Annotated in this window: 15 protein-coding genes and 1 pseudogene; 10 read left to right on the plus strand and 6 right to left on the minus strand. The window is 57.5% G+C overall.

Annotation, left to right across the window (positions count from 1 at the left end; genetic code table 11):
• Positions 1-19: 19 nt before the first annotated feature.
• Positions 20-625, minus strand: coding sequence for a TetR/AcrR family transcriptional regulator (locus CKW20_RS04320; protein ID WP_095051807.1), 606 nt, complete (start codon positions 623-625; stop codon positions 20-22).
• 134 nt (positions 626-759) lie between these two features.
• On the opposite strand from CKW20_RS04320, the gene CKW20_RS04325 reads away from it, so the two are divergent.
• Positions 760-1,674 (plus strand): DUF808 domain-containing protein, encoded by a 915-nt coding sequence (locus CKW20_RS04325; RefSeq protein WP_095051808.1) that lies wholly within the window; start codon positions 760-762, stop codon positions 1,672-1,674.
• Between the two features lie 175 nt (positions 1,675-1,849).
• On the opposite strand, the gene CKW20_RS04330 is transcribed toward CKW20_RS04325, so the two are convergent.
• Positions 1,850-2,638, minus strand: coding sequence for a VacJ family lipoprotein (locus CKW20_RS04330; protein WP_095051809.1), 789 nt, complete (start codon positions 2,636-2,638; stop codon positions 1,850-1,852).
• A complete protein-coding gene (locus tag CKW20_RS04335) occupies positions 2,631-3,929 on the minus strand; it encodes a serine/threonine protein kinase (protein ID WP_095051810.1) in 1,299 nt (432 codons plus the stop codon). The genes CKW20_RS04330 and CKW20_RS04335 overlap by 8 nt, the downstream gene beginning before the upstream one ends.
• Positions 3,930-4,152: 223 nt before the next feature.
• Here CKW20_RS04335 and CKW20_RS04340 point away from each other — a divergent pair, with 223 nt between their 5' ends.
• Positions 4,153-4,521: a hypothetical protein gene (locus CKW20_RS04340; protein ID WP_095051811.1), complete on the plus strand. Its 369-nt coding sequence runs from the start codon at positions 4,153-4,155 to the stop codon at positions 4,519-4,521.
• A 185-nt stretch (positions 4,522-4,706) separates the two neighbouring features.
• Here CKW20_RS04340 and CKW20_RS29505 read toward each other — a convergent pair whose 3' ends face one another.
• On the minus strand, positions 4,707-5,018 hold the full coding sequence (locus tag CKW20_RS29505; protein WP_176466838.1) for a hypothetical protein: 312 nt from the start codon (positions 5,016-5,018) through the stop codon (positions 4,707-4,709).
• On the opposite strand from CKW20_RS29505, the pseudogene CKW20_RS29510 reads away from it, so the two are divergent.
• Positions 4,920-5,278, plus strand: a pseudogene (locus CKW20_RS29510) (RHS repeat-associated core domain-containing protein); the annotation flags it as partial. The gene CKW20_RS29505 and the pseudogene CKW20_RS29510 overlap by 99 nt on opposite strands.
• Positions 5,279-5,834: 556 nt before the next feature.
• On the opposite strand, the gene CKW20_RS04350 reads toward CKW20_RS29510, so the two are convergent.
• A complete protein-coding gene (locus CKW20_RS04350) occupies positions 5,835-7,388 on the minus strand; it encodes a beta (1-6) glucans synthase (RefSeq protein ID WP_256584986.1) in 1,554 nt (517 codons plus the stop codon).
• Between the two features lie 328 nt (positions 7,389-7,716).
• Here CKW20_RS04350 and CKW20_RS04360 point away from each other — a divergent pair, with 328 nt between their 5' ends.
• From CKW20_RS04360 to CKW20_RS04370, 3 genes are all read left to right on the plus strand, one after another.
• Positions 7,717-8,568 carry a glycine betaine ABC transporter substrate-binding protein gene (locus CKW20_RS04360; RefSeq protein WP_095051812.1) on the plus strand — a complete coding sequence of 284 codons (852 nt, stop codon included), beginning with the start codon at positions 7,717-7,719 and terminating at the stop codon, positions 8,566-8,568.
• 252 nt (positions 8,569-8,820) lie between these two features.
• Positions 8,821-9,132 (plus strand): DUF485 domain-containing protein, encoded by a 312-nt coding sequence (locus CKW20_RS04365; RefSeq protein WP_030131730.1) that lies wholly within the window; start codon positions 8,821-8,823, stop codon positions 9,130-9,132.
• A complete protein-coding gene (locus CKW20_RS04370; RefSeq protein WP_095051813.1) occupies positions 9,129-10,787 on the plus strand; it encodes a cation acetate symporter in 1,659 nt (552 codons plus the stop codon). Before CKW20_RS04365 ends, CKW20_RS04370 begins: the two co-directional genes overlap by 4 nt.
• Positions 10,788-11,172: 385 nt before the next feature.
• Here CKW20_RS04370 and gltA read toward each other — a convergent pair whose 3' ends face one another.
• Complete coding sequence (gltA, locus tag CKW20_RS04375) at positions 11,173-12,462, minus strand: citrate synthase (RefSeq protein ID WP_007898998.1); 1,290 nt, start codon at positions 12,460-12,462, stop codon at positions 11,173-11,175.
• A gap of 363 nt (positions 12,463-12,825) precedes the next feature.
• On the opposite strand from gltA, the gene sdhC reads away from it, so the two are divergent.
• From sdhC to CKW20_RS04395, 4 genes are read left to right on the plus strand one after another with little or no spacing between them, the layout of a single operon-like run.
• On the plus strand, positions 12,826-13,200 hold the full coding sequence (sdhC, locus tag CKW20_RS04380) for a succinate dehydrogenase, cytochrome b556 subunit (RefSeq protein WP_056852964.1): 375 nt from the start codon (positions 12,826-12,828) through the stop codon (positions 13,198-13,200).
• On the plus strand, positions 13,194-13,562 hold the full coding sequence (sdhD, locus tag CKW20_RS04385) for a succinate dehydrogenase, hydrophobic membrane anchor protein (protein ID WP_003446906.1): 369 nt from the start codon (positions 13,194-13,196) through the stop codon (positions 13,560-13,562). Before sdhC ends, sdhD begins: the two co-directional genes overlap by 7 nt.
• 3 nt (positions 13,563-13,565) lie before the next feature.
• The gene (sdhA, locus tag CKW20_RS04390) at positions 13,566-15,338 is read left to right on the plus strand and encodes a succinate dehydrogenase flavoprotein subunit (RefSeq protein ID WP_095051814.1); all 1,773 of its coding nucleotides are present in this window, start codon (positions 13,566-13,568) and stop codon (positions 15,336-15,338) included.
• Positions 15,339-15,349: 11 nt separating this feature from the next.
• On the plus strand, positions 15,350-16,054 hold the full coding sequence (locus CKW20_RS04395; protein WP_007898989.1) for a succinate dehydrogenase iron-sulfur subunit: 705 nt from the start codon (positions 15,350-15,352) through the stop codon (positions 16,052-16,054).
• Positions 16,055-16,080 lie beyond the last annotated feature (26 nt).

Below are 16,080 nucleotides of genomic sequence, written 5' to 3' on the forward strand. Positions count from 1 at the left end.
AAGGCTGCGCCTCGGTCTATCAGCCCAGTTCACATCCCTTAAGTACCAACCGGATAATCGTCAGCGCCGCCGCTTCATAATCGGCCTCATCCAGCTTGGCCTTGCCGGTAACCGCGGATATCTGCCAATCGAAATCGGCATAGGTCTGAGTTGCGGCCCAGATGCTGAACATCAGGTGGTTGGGGTCGATGGGGGCAATCTGGCCGCGGTCGATCCAGGTCTGGATGCAGTCGATGTTGTGCCTGGCCTGGCCGTTGAGCTGCTCGATCAGGTCGGGGCTCAGGTGCGGGGCGCCGTGCATGATTTCGCTGGCGAATACCTTGGAGGCGAAGGGCAGGTCACGGGAGATGCGGATTTTCGAGCGAATGTAGCCGCTCAGCACTTCGCTGGGCACGCCGTCGGCGTTGAACGGCGTCGAGGCCTGCAGGATCGGCTCGATGATGCTTTCCAGGACCTCGCGGTAGAGATTTTCCTTGGATTTGAAGTAGTAGTAGACGTTGGGCTTGGGCAGCCCGGCCTTGGCCGCGATGTCACTGGTTTTGGTCGCAGCGAAGCCCTTGTCGGCAAATTCTTCACTGGCGGCACGCAGGATCAGTTCTTTGTTGCGCTCGCGGATAGTGCTCATAAACCAAGGAGTTCCTTGCCTGTTCTGGCGGTTGCGCATGGTAGCACCGGCCTCGCGCAGCGCTCAAGAATGCCCCGTATGGCCTCGGGTCGCGCTATGCTGCGTACCATTCATTCAAGAAGGAAACCTGATTCATGGCGGGAAGCAGTTTGCTGATGCTGATCGACGACATCGCCACCGTACTGGATGATGTGGCGTTGATGACCAAAATGGCCGCGAAGAAGACCGCCGGCGTTCTTGGCGACGATCTGGCGCTCAACGCCCAGCAGGTTTCCGGCGTGCGTGCCGAGCGGGAAATCCCGGTGGTATGGGCGGTGGCCAAGGGCTCGTTTCTCAACAAGCTGATTCTGGTGCCGTCGGCGTTGGCCATCAGTGCGTTCATTCCGTGGCTGGTCACGCCGTTGTTGATGGTCGGTGGCGCCTACCTGTGCTTCGAAGGTTTCGAGAAACTCGCCCACAAACTCCTGCACAGCAAAGCTGAAGATCGGGCCGAACACGCAGAACTGGTTGAGGCCGTGGCCAACCCGGCGGTTGATCTGGTGGCGTTCGAGAAGGACAAGATCAAGGGTGCGATCCGCACCGATTTCATTCTTTCGGCGGAAATCATCGCCATCACCCTGGGCACCGTGGCTGATGCTTCGCTGACCCAGCAAGTGATCGTGCTCTCGGGCATCGCCATCGTCATGACCATCGGCGTCTATGGCCTGGTGGCCGGCATCGTCAAACTCGACGACCTCGGTCTGTGGCTGACTCAGAAGCCCGGCCAGATAGCCAAAAGCATCGGCGGCGGGATTCTGCGTGCAGCACCTTACATGATGAAAAGCCTGTCGGTGATCGGCACGGCGGCGATGTTTTTGGTCGGCGGCGGGATTCTGACCCATGGCGTGCCGGTGGTTCATCACTGGATCGAAAGTGTCAGTGCAAGTGCTGGCGGTGGCGGGTTTATCGTGCCGACGTTGCTGAATGCGGTGGCCGGGATTGTGGCGGGTGCGGCGGTGTTGGTTGGGGTGATGGCTGTCGGCAAGGTTTGGAAAACGGTAAAGGCTTGAACCTGTAGGAGCGAGGCTTGCCCGCGAAAGCGGTGTGTCAGTCAACATTGATATTGGATGTGATAGCCTCTTCGCGAGCAAGCCCGCTCCCACAGTAGGTTGGTGGTGTTTGAGATACGCGCATGAAAAAGGCCATTCGACGCAAATCGAATGGCCTTTTTTGTTACCTACGCAATTACTCGGCAACCTGCAGCTTGCGCGACTCGGTGTACACGTAACGCACTTTCTCGTATTCGAACGGCGTGTTCAATTGGCCGTAGCGGAAGCTGGTCTGATAGCGCTTGTCGATGATGCGCAGTGCCAGGACTTCCGGGTGGTTGGAGCTGACTTCGGAAACGTTCAGGAAGTTGATCGCCGATTCGGCCGTGTAATCGACCACCAGGCCCGCGGTGTCACGCAGGTTCGACGGGCCGAGGATCGGCAACACGAAGTAGGCGCCGCCCGGTACGCCGTAGAAGCCTAGCGTCTGGCCGAAGTCTTCGCTCTGACGCGGCAGCCCCATGGCGGTGGCCGGGTCCCACAGGCCAGCGACACCGATGGTGGTGTTGAGCAGCAAGCGCGCGGTGGTTTCCATCGAACGCTGACCCTTGAATTGCAGCAGGCTGTTCATCAGGTTCGGCACATCGCCGACGTTGTTGAAGAAGTTGCTGACGCCGGAGCGCAGGAAACTTGGGGTGATGTAGCGATAGCCGTTGACCACCGGCAGGAATACCCATTGGTCGAAACGGTAGTTGAAGTGGTAGACGCGGCGGTTCCACTCTTCCAGCGGGTCGTAGACGTTCAGCGCGTTGAGCGTCGAGCGTTCGAACTCGCGTTGATCCAGCCCCGGATTGAATTTGAGTTTGCTCAGCGGTTCTTTGAAACCGTCGGAATCGATCACCACAGGTGCATTGGCTTTGCTGTTGTCGGCATTGGCTACGCCTGCACAGAGTAACGCTGCGATCAGCAGGGGGTATTTAGCCACGGAAAAACTCCAGCATGGCGTCGCTGTTGACGCGATAGTTGAGGTTGCCGCAATGGCCGCCCAATGGATAAACAGTCAAACGGTCGCCAAAGGTCCGGCGCAGAAACCCCAGGTCACCAGGGCCGAGGATCACGTCGTCAGCGTTGTGCATGACGGCGATTTTCGGGCTGTCGTGCAGGTAATCCTTGAGCGCATACAGGCTGACCTGATCGATCAGTTGCAACAGGCTGCCGCCGTCGGTGCGGGCACGCCACATCGGGATGACCTGTTCGGTGAGATAACAATCGAAGTCGCATTGCAGCGCACGTTTGAGGAACGGCGTGAGGGTAGTGCCTTCGGTGATCGGGTATTTCGGTGGCGTGATCAGGCCGCGACGATTGATCAGGTCCGAGGTGAAGGCAATGTCGGCCGCCGAGAAACGGAACGAAGTGCCAATCAGCATGGCCATCTGCTCGTTGCTCAAGTGCTGCTTGGACTGCTGGAAGTCGTAGAGCAGGGCATCGTTGAGGTCGATATAGCCTTTCTGCTGGAAATAACGGGTCAGTTTGTCCAGCACCAACTCATAGAAAGTGGTGGTGTTGTTGATACCCTTCACCTCTGTCTGGACAAGCTTGTCCAGATTGGTGACCGAGGTGTAGAGATTGACGGGAGGGTTGAGCAACAAGACTTTCTTGAAATTGAAGCTGCGACGGGTTTCATCCAGGTGCGCCACAAATGCCGCATCCAGGGCGCCGAGGCTGTAACCGGTCAGGAAATAGTCGGTGACCGGCAGTTTCGGGTTTTGCGCCCGCACGGCCTGCATCACCCGGTACATGTCTTCGGCATCTTCCTTGGTCACGCCGGGGGTGGCGAAGCGTGAGGCGGCGGTCATGAAGTCGAAGCTGGTCGGCGACGACAGCTGCACCACGTGATAGCCAGCCTTGTAATAGAGCTTTTTCAGGTACTCGTTGAGGGTGCTGTCATAGCGTGCACCGGTGCCGGAGATCAGGAAGATCAACGGTGCGGCTTGATCTTGCGTGGCGATGCGGTAGGTGAGTTTCTTTACCGGCCAGAAATTGTCCGGCAGGCTGAACTCGCGCTCGGGACGCAACGTGACGCTGCGGTCCGACTGATTGATGTCGTCGTCCAGCGGCAATTCCGGGCGTAACTCCGGCGGTGTCGTGGCGATGGTCGCCTCGAACGGGTTGGTCAGGGGGTAGCCGTAACTGGCGGCATCAATGTCGGCCGCCAGTGCGGACGCACTTAAAATCAAGCCGCCAAACAGGGCGGCGAAGCGCAAGGAACGGAGCATGACTAGATCCCTTAGAGGAAGGTGCCGAATGAAGTTCGCAGGCTATGACCACAGGATTCGCGCCAAAGTGCCATGATCGGCACCAGACAAACCTGATTTCGGAGCAACGGTAGCGGGACGATACACTTTGCAGTGATTGTCTGACCAGTTAACTGTTGTTAGCGCTTGCGTAAGGCTGTCGGGGGATTAAGCTGGCCGCCGATTTCGTTTATTGGAGTGCTTCATGTCCCGCCGTCTGCCTGTGATCCTGTTGCTCGTTCTTCTGCCAATGTGGCTGGCCGCCAGTTATGGCGCACGTTATGGCTTCATGGAGGATGCGCAATGGGTCGGCATTTGCGTAGACGAGGCCAGTCGCTGGGAATGCCAGATTCGTTCGAACCTGGGCTTTATGATTCATTTCAAAGTGCTGGGCTGGGCCGCCGTGGCCGCCGCCGCGCTCGGTTTTGTGCTGCCTGGGCGAGCGGGGTGGTGGCTGGCGGTGCTGGCGCTGGTGTTCGGGTTGCCAGCGCTGGCGTTGTACAACACCACGTTGGCGGTGTTTGCGGTGGTGATTGCTGCATTGCGTCTGGTCCGGGCGTCCCGTAGCGCCTGATAGTCAGTCTTCGCGGGCAAGCCTCGCTCCTACAGAATTGTGTCGGTTACATTATTTATGAACAACACTGTAGGAGCGAGGCTTGCCCGCGAAGAGGACAGTAGCCGCGCTAAAGATTCACAGTGTCTCCCTTCCAACCTAACAGTTCTGATAGTAGACAGTCGCCCCGTTAACTCCGAATCTAGTCATCCAAACCCCTGGATGAGAAACGGAGCAACGCCATGACGGGGCAGCGAGAAACGGTGCTGTGCCGCTATCAGTACGACCCGTTGGATCGGGTTGTGAGTTGTGCGCCGTTGAGTCAGCAGAGCATTCAGCGTTTTTACCGAAAAAACCGGTTGGCGACTGAAATACAGGGGCAGGTACAACACTCGATATTTGAACATGAGGCACATCTGCTGGCTCAACAGCAACTTCAAGCGGGCCGGGTCGACTCGGCTTTGTTGGCGACTGATCGGCAGCGTTCGGTCCTGCATTTCGTTACTGCGAGTGAGCATCAGCAACCGGTCTATTGTCCCTATGGTCACCGCTCTCCTGAAAGTGGCTTGACCAGTCTCCTGGGCTCCTGGGTTTCAATGGGGAACGACGAGATCCAGTGACTGGGTATTATTTGCTCGGGAATGGGTATCGCGCATTCAATCCCGTGTTAATGCGGTTCAACAGTCCGGACAGTTTGAGTCCGTTTGGGAAGGGGGGGTTGAATGCGTATGCGTATTGCGCGGGGGATCCGGTCAATCGGGTGGACCCGACGGGACATCATTTTGCCGTAGTACTTATCTCGGGGGTGACTCCACGGGTGTTGGCGCAACGTGTCTACAGTATCGTGGACTCAACCGCGCGCAGGTGGATAGGCGAGACCGTCAATGCTTTTAGCAAGCTGCGCCCGTCCTATCGAGCTGCCAAGGCTGATGAGCTAATTCAGACTACCAATACTGAAAGACTTGCTCGCATTGATGAATACAACAAAATTCGCAGTCATATGACGGATCATCCACCTTTTACCGCGACCAAAAACCATGTCTCGGCTCAGAAATCTGCGATTGAAAATTTTGTGGGACCACGCAAACTGGAAAATGGCCCAACCCAGGATTTCAATCAGTTACTTGAGAACTCGGCTTTGGCAGATGCAACCCTGAAAAGGGTTTATGCGGATAATCAGGCGCTTCAACATGCACGAGTTCGAATGAACGAGGCCGTTAAAAAATGGCAGGGTGCCACGGGGTTTGGGGCGGAGGAACTCAAGCGCATTGGTCAGCTAGCGCAAACTGTCCGAAGGACATCCTGATTTTCCTTCGGACAATCCGGTGCCGGTTTCAGCCCTTGCGAACCCGCAAACACCGCCACAACGCCACCACCATCAACCCACTCACCAGCGCCCACCCCCAAGCCTGCTGGTTCTGCAAGCCTTCTTGATACAGCTGCGGCGCAATGCCGGCGCCGATGATGAAGGTCAGCAGGGCAATCTCCCGGCGCGGCACGCTCACCGGGCGGCACAGATACACCAGCGCCGGCACGATGAACGCGACACTCGGGAAACTGCGATAACGCGGATCGAACACCAGTTCCAGCATCGTCACGGCCGCGGCAAAACCGGTCACCGCGACCAGCCATCCAGCCCGGCGCTCAAAGGCGTTGAATGCCTGTTCACGCCAACCAGTGCGAGTGCTCAAGGTCAGTGCAGCATGGGTCAGCACCAATAGATTCAACCCCGACAGCAACGCCACCCACAACCATTCACTGGCAAATCGCGTGGTGACACGAGCCAGATCGCCCCAGGCGCCAATCGAACAGGCTGCCAACGCACCGAGCAGTGGCAGCACCAACGCCGCGCGGGTACTGCGAACGCGACCGCCGAGAATCAGCGTGCCGATGAAGATCAAGCCACCCACCGCCAGCCATTGCGACCAGTACGGTACGTTCGAGACTGGTCCGGCGAGTACGCCCTTATCTTGGCGATCGGCGTCGAACAGTCCCCAATAACCTCCGACCGCACCTTCGCTGGCGCGTTTCCAGGGCTGGTCGAAAGCCTCGATCAGGTTGTAATGCCAGCCTTGCTGCTCGGCCATGATCACAAAGCTGCGAATGAACTTGGCTTCATTGACCCGGCTCGGCAGGGCGGTTTCGCGCTGACGGCCTTCGCTCGGCCAGCCGGTTTCGCCAATCATCACGTCTTTGGGCGCAAATTTGTTGCCGAACACCTGACGCACTTCGGCCACATGCTGCAGTGCAGCGTCGATGTTCGACGGATCGTCTTCCCAGTACGGCAGCAAATGGATGGTCAGGAAGTCCACAGCCGGAGCAATTTCGGGGTGCTTGAGCCAGAATTCCCAGACGTCGGCGTAGGTCACCGGTTGTTTGACCTGACTTTTGACCTTGTTAATCAGCGTCGCCAACTGTGCGCCGGTGACTTCCTTGCGCAGCAGGGTTTCGTTACCTACGATCACCGAGGTCACGACATCGGCGTTGGCATTGGCCGAGGCGATCAGCAGGTCGACTTCCTTGGCGGTATCTACCGGGTTGCTGTTGACCCAGGCGCCGATCATCAGCTTCAAGCCGTGCTTGCGTGCCAGATCGGGCAGCGCCTCGAGGCCGGTCATGGAGTAAGTGCGGATGCATTCGAACCGGGTCGCCAGCAGCGCGAGGTCGGCGTCCATGCGCTCGGGGCGCAGTTTGAACGGCACATCGAACGGCGATTGGTCTTTGTCGAACGGGGTGTAGGAGGCGCATTGCAGCTTGTGCGTCGCGCTGGCCACGTCCGGCAGGATCACCGGTTTGCCGAGTCCATACCAGAAGCCGCCGAGGGCAAAAATCCCCAGCAGGCAGGCGAATAAATAAGCAAAAAAAGGAAAGCGGGATGTCGCGGGCATGGTCAGGCCGTCTGGGAGCAAAGCCGCGCATGTTACCTGTATTTTCCTCGTGCTTGGTGGCCTGCATGATTTTGACATGCAAAGTTCGAGCGGGTTGGCTGACGCATTTGTGACTGTCGCAATTAATGGCCTTCTGATGTCGTTTCTCGATGTCTTGATGTCGCTGACAGAGCAGGTCGTCGCGAGCGTCAGGTTGATCATCCAATCGTCAGTACTCCGCTGATGTTCGAACGAGTTTGCGGTGAGGCGTGATGGGGGCGCTGTGCACCATAACAATACGTTGAGCGGCTCGACATCCGTCGAGCGCAGCACTTTCGGGGAAGTAACGATGAAGATGCGACGACTCTTGGGCGCAGGTGCCGCTTTGGTGCTGGCGATCAGTTCTACGGTGGCCAGCGCTGAAGGCAAGGCAGTGACTATCGGTTATGTCGACGGCTGGTCGGACAGCGTTGCCACGACCAACGTGGCCGCAGAAGTGATCAGGCAGAAACTCGGTTATGACGTGAAGCTGCAAGCAGTTGCCACGGGGATCATGTGGCAGGGCGTGGCCACCGGCAAACTCGACGCCATGCTGTCGGCGTGGCTGCCCGTGACTCACGGTGAATACTGGACCAAGAACAAGGATCAGGTCGTCGATTACGGCCCGAACTTCAAGGATGCGAAAATCGGCTTGATCGTGCCTGAGTACGTCAAGGCCAAGTCTATTGCGGATCTGAAAACCGACGACAGCTTCAAAAATCGTATCGTCGGTATCGATGCCGGTTCAGGCGTGATGCTCAAGTCCGAGCAGGCGATCAAGGACTATGGCCTGGACGGCTACACCCTCAAGGCCAGTTCTGGCGCCGGCATGATTGCCGAGCTGACCCGTGCCGAGAAGAAAAACGAATCCATTGCCGTCACCGGTTGGGTGCCGCACTGGATGTTCGCCAAGTGGAAACTGCGCTTCCTGGAAGATCCAAAAGGCGTTTATGGCGCGGCTGAAACCGTGAATAGCATCGGCAGCAAAGGCCTGGATGCCAAAGCGCCGGAAGTCGCGAAGTTCCTGAAGAACTTCCAGTGGGCGTCGAAAGACGAAATCGGCGAGGTCATGTTGGCGATTCAAGAGGGCGCCAAGCCTGAAGCCGCAGCGAAAGACTGGGTGGCCAAACACCCGGAACGCGTTGCCGACTGGATCAAATGATTTGACCTGAAGCGTCTAGTCAGCACCTATCAAGGCCCCTTGGCATAAATGCCAAGGGGCCTTTTGCATTCCTGTAGGAGCCCGGCTTGCCGGCGATGGCACCCTCAATAACGCTATCGCCGGCAAGCCGGGCTCCTACAGGGAAACGAAACCGTCATGTCGTTCTAATACTAAGGTCGTCTGGAACCTGTCCGGCAGCCGCATAGAGTGGATCACGTTCCAACTTAAATCTGTGCTGCGAGGATAAAAACAATGAACGACAGCATTTACCTCTCGATTCAAAACAGCTCGCGCTTCAAGGAGCTGGTCAGCAAGAGAGAACGATTCGCCTGGATTCTTTCAGCGATCATGCTTGGGCTGTACTCCGGATTCATCCTTCTGATTGCTTACGGGCCGCATATTCTGGGCGCGAAAATCAGCCCCGAGTCTTCGATTACCTTGGGCATTCCGATCGGTGTCGGGCTGATTGTTTCGGCCTTTATCCTGACGGGCATCTACGTGCGACGCGCCAACGGCGAATTCGACGACTTGAACAATGCGATTCTCAAGGAGGCTCAGCAATGATCCGGCGTCTAATGGCTCTATTGAGCATCGCAGCCTTTGCACCTGGCGCCTGGGCGGCTGAAGCCCTGACGGGTGCGGTACAGAAACAACCACTCAACATTTCAGCGATCCTGATGTTCGTGGCATTCGTGGGTGCAACCTTGTGCATCACTTATTGGGCATCCAAGCGTAACAACTCGGCGGCCGACTACTATGCGGCGGGCGGCAAGATCACAGGTTTCCAGAACGGCTTGGCGATTGCCGGTGACTACATGTCCGCGGCGTCCTTCCTGGGTATTTCCGCCCTGGTGTTCACATCTGGCTACGACGGCCTGATCTACTCGATCGGCTTCCTGGTGGGCTGGCCGATCATTCTGTTCCTGATCGCCGAGCGCCTGCGTAACCTGGGCAAGTACACCTTTGCCGACGTTGCGTCATATCGCCTGGGGCAGACCCAGATCCGTTCGCTGTCGGCGTGCGGTTCGCTGGTGGTGGTGGCGTTCTACCTGATCGCGCAAATGGTTGGTGCCGGCAAGCTGATTCAGCTGCTGTTCGGTCTCGACTATCACGTTGCGGTGATTCTGGTCGGTATCCTGATGTGCATGTACGTGCTGTTCGGCGGCATGCTGGCGACCACTTGGGTGCAGATCATCAAGGCGGTGCTGTTGCTGTCCGGTGCCTCGTTCATGGCGCTGATGGTGATGAAACACGTCAACTTCGACTTCAACGCGCTGTTCTCCGAGGCGATCAAGGTTCACCCTAAAGGTGAAGCGATCATGAGCCCGGGCGGCCTGGTGAAAGATCCGATCTCGGCGTTCTCCCTCGGCTTGGCGTTGATGTTCGGTACCGCTGGCCTGCCACACATCCTGATGCGCTTCTTCACCGTGAGCGACGCTAAAGAAGCACGTAAAAGCGTGCTGTATGCAACTGGCTTCATTGGCTACTTCTACATCCTGACCTTCATCATCGGCTTCGGCGCGATCCTGCTGGTCAGCACCAACCCGGTCTTCAAAGATGCGGCCGGCGCGCTGTTGGGCGGCAATAACATGGCGGCGGTGCACCTGGCCAACGCGGTCGGGGGCAGTATCTTCCTGGGCTTCATCTCGGCGGTAGCGTTCGCGACCATCCTGGCGGTAGTCGCTGGTCTGACCCTGGCCGGTGCCTCGGCGGTGTCTCACGACCTGTATGCCAGTGTGATCAAGAAGGGCAAGGCCAACGAGAAGGACGAGATCCGTGTCTCGAAAATCACCACCATCGCTCTGGCGGTGCTGGCGATCGGTCTGGGCATTCTGTTCGAGAAACAGAACATCGCGTTCATGGTGGGCCTGGCGTTCTCCATCGCGGCGAGCTGCAACTTCCCGGTGCTGCTGCTTTCCATGTACTGGAAGAAGCTGACGACTCGTGGTGCGATGGTCGGCGGCTGGTTGGGTCTGGTCAGTGCTGTTGGCTTGATGGTGTTGGGGCCAACCATTTGGGTGCAGATCCTGGGTCACGAGAAGGCGATCTTCCCGTATGAATACCCGGCGCTGTTCTCCATGGCCATTGCCTTTGTCGGGATCTGGTTCTTCTCGATCACCGATAAATCGGCCGAGGGCGTGAACGAGCGGGCGCTGTTCTTCCCGCAGTTCGTTCGTTCGCAGACCGGGTTGGGGGCGAGTGGAGCGGTTTCGCACTAGGGCTTCTATATATAAGTCGCGTTAAAACGAATGCCCCGGTCGAGAGATCGGGGCATTTTTTATTGGGCGGTTATCGCACTCTGTATGGCTTTTCCGCAGAGGTGGCCTGCTCTTTGATCGGGTACATATCCGTTTCTGCGGTTATGGCCGCCTATGGTTTCGCTTTTACAGCGAGTCACTTTCGCGCTTTTCGAAAGTGACTCGCTGTAAAAGCGAAACCGCCAGCCGCCGTGACCGCAGAAACGGATATGTACACAACCAAAGAACCCGGTCGGCCCTCAGGCCGCCGCATAATCCAACATCAGGCCCAAACAAAAACGGCCCCTATCTAAATAGAGGCCGTTCCCGGTACAGCTCAGCTCAAGACATTATCGCAAGACAGGTCTTATTCGCGGTCTTCCAGCTTGGTGATATCACGCGACTCATAGCCAGTGTACAACTGACGCGGACGGCCGATCTTGTACGGGCTGGAGAGCATTTCTTTCCAGTGGGAAATCCAGCCGACAGTCCGCGCCAGGGCGAAGATCACGGTGAACATGCTGGTCGGAATGCCGATCGCCTTGAGAATGATCCCCGAGTAGAAGTCGACGTTCGGGTACAGCGAGCGTTCGATGAAGTACGGGTCAGTCAGGGCGATCTCTTCCAGGCGCATGGCCAGTTCGAGTTGCGGATCGTTGGTGATGCCCAGTTCTTTCAGTACTTCGTCGCAGGTCTGCTTCATGACGGTGGCGCGTGGGTCGCGGTTTTTGTAAACCCGGTGACCGAAGCCCATCAATTTGAACGGATCGTTCTTGTCCTTGGCCTTGGCGATGTACTTGTCGATGTTCGAAACATCGCCAATCTCGTCAAGCATGGTCAGAACGGCTTCGTTCGCACCGCCGTGGGCAGGGCCCCACAGTGCAGCGATGCCGGCGGCGATACAGGCGAACGGGTTGGCACCCGACGAACCGGCCAGACGGACGGTAGAGGTCGATGCGTTCTGCTCGTGGTCGGCATGGAGGATGAAGATCCGGTCCATGGCCTTGGCGAGTACCGGGCTGATCGGTTTGATCTCGCACGGGGTGTTGAACATCATGTGCAGGAAGTTTTCCGCGTACGACAGGTCGTTGCGCGGGTACATCATGGGTTGACCCATGGAGTACTTGTAAACCATTGCGGCCAGGGTCGGCATCTTGGCAACCAGGCGGATCGCGGAGATTTCGCGATGCTGCGGGTTATTGATGTCGAGGGAGTCGTGGTAGAAGGCCGAGAGGGCGCCCACTACGCCGCACATGACGGCCATCGGGTGGGCGTCGCGACGGAAGCCGTTGAAGAAAGTCTTCAACTGCTCGTGAACCATGGTGTGGTTCTTCACGGTGCCGACGAACTGGGCCTTCTGTTCTGCGGTCGGCAATTCGCCGTTGAGCAGCAGGTAACAGGTTTCCAGGTAGTCCGACTTTTCAGCCAGCTGTTCGATCGGGTAGCCGCGGTGCAGCAGAATGCCGTTGTCGCCGTCGATATAGGTGATCTTCGACTCGCAGGAGGCGGTCGACATGAAACCAGGGTCAAAGGTGAAACGGCCCGTGGCCGTCAGGCCCCGAACGTCGATAACATCGGGACCAACGGTGCCGGTTAAAATGGGCAGCTCGACGGGGGCTGCGCCCTCGATGATCAACTGCGCTTTTTTGTCAGCCATGTGGCCTCCTATTTATGCTTGAAATCATCAGACAGACCCCCCACGCAGGGCCCGCACCACTATAGTGAGATAAATTCGAATGTCAATTTGCCTAAAGTCTTGCTCCAGAAGGCTTTAACCGGACTTTTTTCTCGAAAATGACTGCCGTTTACGCCTTTTATCCCACTTGTGCAATCAGCTATTAGGGGAAGGTGAACGCGTTGTCATTAGTAGCCTAACTGTCTATACTCGGCCACCGACCGCCAGGGGCTTTTGGGCCAGCTTTATTGGGGGTCGCATCCCTGGGTGGTGGTTACCTGACCAGTGCACTCCCCAACAACTTTGCCCTGATTGTTAGGGGCTCTTCAGTGTGAAAAAAAAGCCGTGAAAAGCCAACGACCTGTAAACCTAGACCTAAGGACCATCAAACTCCCCATCACCGGCGTTACGTCGTTCCTTCACCGTGTTTCCGGCATCATCCTCTTCCTGGGCCTTGGCTTCATGCTGTATGCATTGGGCAAGTCTCTGGGTTCCGAGGAAGGTTTTGCCGACGTGAAGGCATGCTTGACCAGCCCGCTGGCCAAGTTCGTAGCATGGGGCCTCCTGTCCGCTCTTCTGTATCACCTGGTAGCCGGTGTGCGCCATTTGATCATGGATATGGGCATCGGTGAGACGCTGGAAGGCGGCCGCCTGGGCTCGAAAATTATCATCGCCGTATCCGTGGTGTTGATCGTTCTGGCAGGAGTTTGGATATGGTAACCAGCGTTACAAACCTTTCGCGTTCGGGCCTCTATGACTGGATGGCACAACGTGTGTCTGCGGTTGTTCTCGCGGCTTATTTCATTTTCCTGATCGGATACCTCGTTGCGAACCCCGGCATTGGCTACGCCCAATGGCACGAACTGTTCGCAAGCAACTGGATGCGTATCTTCAGTCTGCTGGCCCTGGTGGCCCTGGGCGCTCACGCCTGGGTCGGCATGTGGACCATCGCGACCGACTACCTGACGCCGATGGCGCTGGGCAAGTCCGCGACTGCAGTACGTTTCCTTTTCCAGGCAGTATGCGGCGTTGCGATGTTCGCTTACTTCGTCTGGGGTGTGCAGATTCTCTGGGGTATCTGATCCATGGCTAACATTCCAACGATTTCTTTCGACGCCATCATTATTGGTGGCGGCGGTGCCGGCATGCGCGCAGCGCTGCAACTGGCGCAAGGCGGTCACAAGACTGCCGTGATCACCAAGGTTTTTCCGACTCGTTCGCACACCGTATCGGCCCAGGGCGGCATCACCTGCGCCATTGCGTCTGCCGATCCGAACGATGACTGGCGCTGGCACATGTACGATACCGTCAAGGGTTCCGACTATATCGGTGACCAGGACGCTATCGAATACATGTGTCAGGAAGGCCCGGCTGCGGTGTACGAGCTGGACCACATGGGTATGCCGTTCTCCCGTACCGAACAGGGTCGTATCTATCAGCGTCCATTCGGCGGTCAGTCGAAGGATTACGGTAAAGGTGGTCAGGCTGCCCGTACCTGCGCCGCTTCCGACCGTACCGGTCACGCGCTGCTGCACACCCTTTATCAGGGCAACCTGAAAGCCGGCACCACGTTCCTGAACGAGTACTACGCTGTTGATCTGGTGAAAAACCAGGACGGCGCATTCGTCGGCGTGATTGCCATCTGCATCGAAACCGGCGAAACCACCTACATCCGTGCCAAGGCCACCGTACTGGCCACCGGCGGTGCAGGTCGCATCTACGCTTCGACCACCAACGCCCTGATCAACACCGGTGACGGCGTTGGTATGGCGCTGCGTGCCGGCGTACCGGTACAAGACATCGAAATGTGGCAGTTCCACCCGACCGGCATCGCCGGCGCCGGTGTACTGGTTACCGAAGGTTGCCGTGGTGAAGGTGGTTACCTGATCAACAAGCACGGCGAGCGTTTCATGGAGCGTTATGCTCCGAACGCCAAAGACCTTGCCGGTCGTGACGTTGTTGCCCGTTCGATGGTTAAGGAAATCATCGCCGGCAACGGTTGCGGTCCGAATGGCGACCACGTGATGCTCAAACTCGACCACCTGGGCGAGGAAGTGCTGCACAGCCGTCTGCCAGGTATCTGCGAACTGTCCAAGACTTTCGCACACGTTGACCCGGTAGTTGCTCCGGTTCCAGTCGTTCCGACCTGCCACTATATGATGGGCGGCGTTGCCACCAACATTCATGGTCAGGCGATGACTCAGGACGCCGATGGCGTAGATACCATCATTCCAGGCCTGTTCGCGGTCGGTGAAGTGGCTTGCGTATCGGTTCACGGTGCCAACCGTCTGGGCGGCAACTCGTTGCTCGACCTGGTGGTGTTCGGCCGTGCTGCCGGCCTGCACCTGGAAAAAGCGCTGACCGAAGGTATCGAATACGACGACGCTACTGACGCCGACATCGAAGCTGCTCTGGCACGCCTGTCCGCTCTGAACGAGCGTACTGAAGGTGAAGACGTGGCAACCCTGCGTCGCGAACTGCAAAGCTGCATGCAGAACTACTTCGGTGTGTTCCGTACCGGCGAATACATGCAGAAGGGTATTGCTCAGCTGGCTGATCTGCGTGGCCGTATCGCCAACGTCAAGATCAACGACAAGAGCCAGGCGTTCAACACTGCGCGTATCGAAGCGCTGGAACTGCAGAACCTGCTGGAAGTGGCTGAAGCCACCGCCATCGCCGCAGAAGTGCGCAAAGAGTCCCGCGGTGCTCACGCCCGTGAAGACTTCGAAGACCGTGACGACGAAAACTGGCTGTGCCACACCCTGTACTTCCCGGGTGACAAGCGCGTAACCAAGCGTGCTGTGAACTTCTCGCCGAAGACTGTTCCGACTTTTGAACCTAAGATTCGGACTTATTAAGGGTGGCCGCCATGTTGCAAGTCAGTGTTTATCGTTACAACCCTGATCAGGACGCTGCGCCGTTCATGCAGGAATTCCAGGTTGATACCGGTGGTAAAGACCTGATGGTGCTGGACGTGCTGGCCCTGATCAAAGAGCAGGACGAAGGTTTCTCCTATCGTCGCTCTTGCCGTGAAGGTGTTTGCGGTTCCGACGGCATGAACATCAACGGCAAGAACGGTCTGGCGTGCATCACGCCGCTGTCTGCCGTCGTAAAGCGCAACAAGTTGATCGTTCGTCCGCTGCCAGGTTTGCCGGTTATCCGTGACCTGGTCGTCGATATGAGCATCTTCTACAAGCAATACGAAAAGGTTAAGCCATACCTGCAGAACGACACGCCGGCTCCGGCCATCGAGCGTCTGCAGTCCCCTGAAGAGCGTGAAAAGCTCGATGGTCTGTACGAGTGCATTCTGTGCGCTTGCTGCTCGACTTCGTGCCCGTCCTTCTGGTGGAACCCGGACAAGTTCCTGGGTCCGGCTGCTCTGCTGCAAGCCTATCGCTTCCTGGCAGACAGCCGCGACAACAAGACATCCGAGCGTCTGGCTTCGCTGGATGACCCGTTCAGCGTATTCCGCTGCCGGGGCATCATGAACTGCGTCAACGTTTGTCCGAAAGGCCTGAACCCGACTAAGGCCATCGGTCACATCCGTAACATGCTGCTGCAAAGCGGCGTGTGATTCAGCTGCTGTACCCGTAGGACCGC

Source organism: Pseudomonas sp. Irchel s3b2 (assembly GCF_900187445.1).
In the GTDB taxonomy this organism is placed as follows: Bacteria; Pseudomonadota; Gammaproteobacteria; order Pseudomonadales; family Pseudomonadaceae; genus Aquipseudomonas.

Bases quoted from the DNA above. Each gene is read 5' to 3' on its own strand.
- CKW20_RS04320 (WP_095051807.1), bottom strand. From the start codon at position 625: ATGAGCACTATCCGCGAGCGCAACAAAGAACTGATCCTGCGTGCCGCC.
- CKW20_RS04325 (WP_095051808.1), top strand. From the start codon at position 760: ATGGCGGGAAGCAGTTTGCTGATGCTGATCGACGACATCGCCACCGTA.
- CKW20_RS04335 (WP_095051810.1), bottom strand. From the start codon at position 3,929: ATGCTCCGTTCCTTGCGCTTCGCCGCCCTGTTTGGCGGCTTGATTTTA.
- CKW20_RS04340 (WP_095051811.1), top strand. From the start codon at position 4,153: ATGTCCCGCCGTCTGCCTGTGATCCTGTTGCTCGTTCTTCTGCCAATG.
- CKW20_RS29505 (WP_176466838.1), bottom strand. From the start codon at position 5,018: ATGCTCACTCGCAGTAACGAAATGCAGGACCGAACGCTGCCGATCAGT.
- CKW20_RS04350 (WP_256584986.1), bottom strand. From the start codon at position 7,388: ATGCCCGCGACATCCCGCTTTCCTTTTTTTGCTTATTTATTCGCCTGC.
- CKW20_RS04360 (WP_095051812.1), top strand. From the start codon at position 7,717: ATGAAGATGCGACGACTCTTGGGCGCAGGTGCCGCTTTGGTGCTGGCG.
- CKW20_RS04365 (WP_030131730.1), top strand. From the start codon at position 8,821: ATGAACGACAGCATTTACCTCTCGATTCAAAACAGCTCGCGCTTCAAG.
- CKW20_RS04370 (WP_095051813.1), top strand. From the start codon at position 9,129: ATGATCCGGCGTCTAATGGCTCTATTGAGCATCGCAGCCTTTGCACCT.
- gltA (WP_007898998.1), bottom strand. From the start codon at position 12,462: ATGGCTGACAAAAAAGCGCAGTTGATCATCGAGGGCGCAGCCCCCGTC.
- sdhD (WP_003446906.1), top strand. From the start codon at position 13,194: ATGGTAACCAGCGTTACAAACCTTTCGCGTTCGGGCCTCTATGACTGG.
- sdhA (WP_095051814.1), top strand. From the start codon at position 13,566: ATGGCTAACATTCCAACGATTTCTTTCGACGCCATCATTATTGGTGGC.
- CKW20_RS04395 (WP_007898989.1), top strand. From the start codon at position 15,350: ATGTTGCAAGTCAGTGTTTATCGTTACAACCCTGATCAGGACGCTGCG.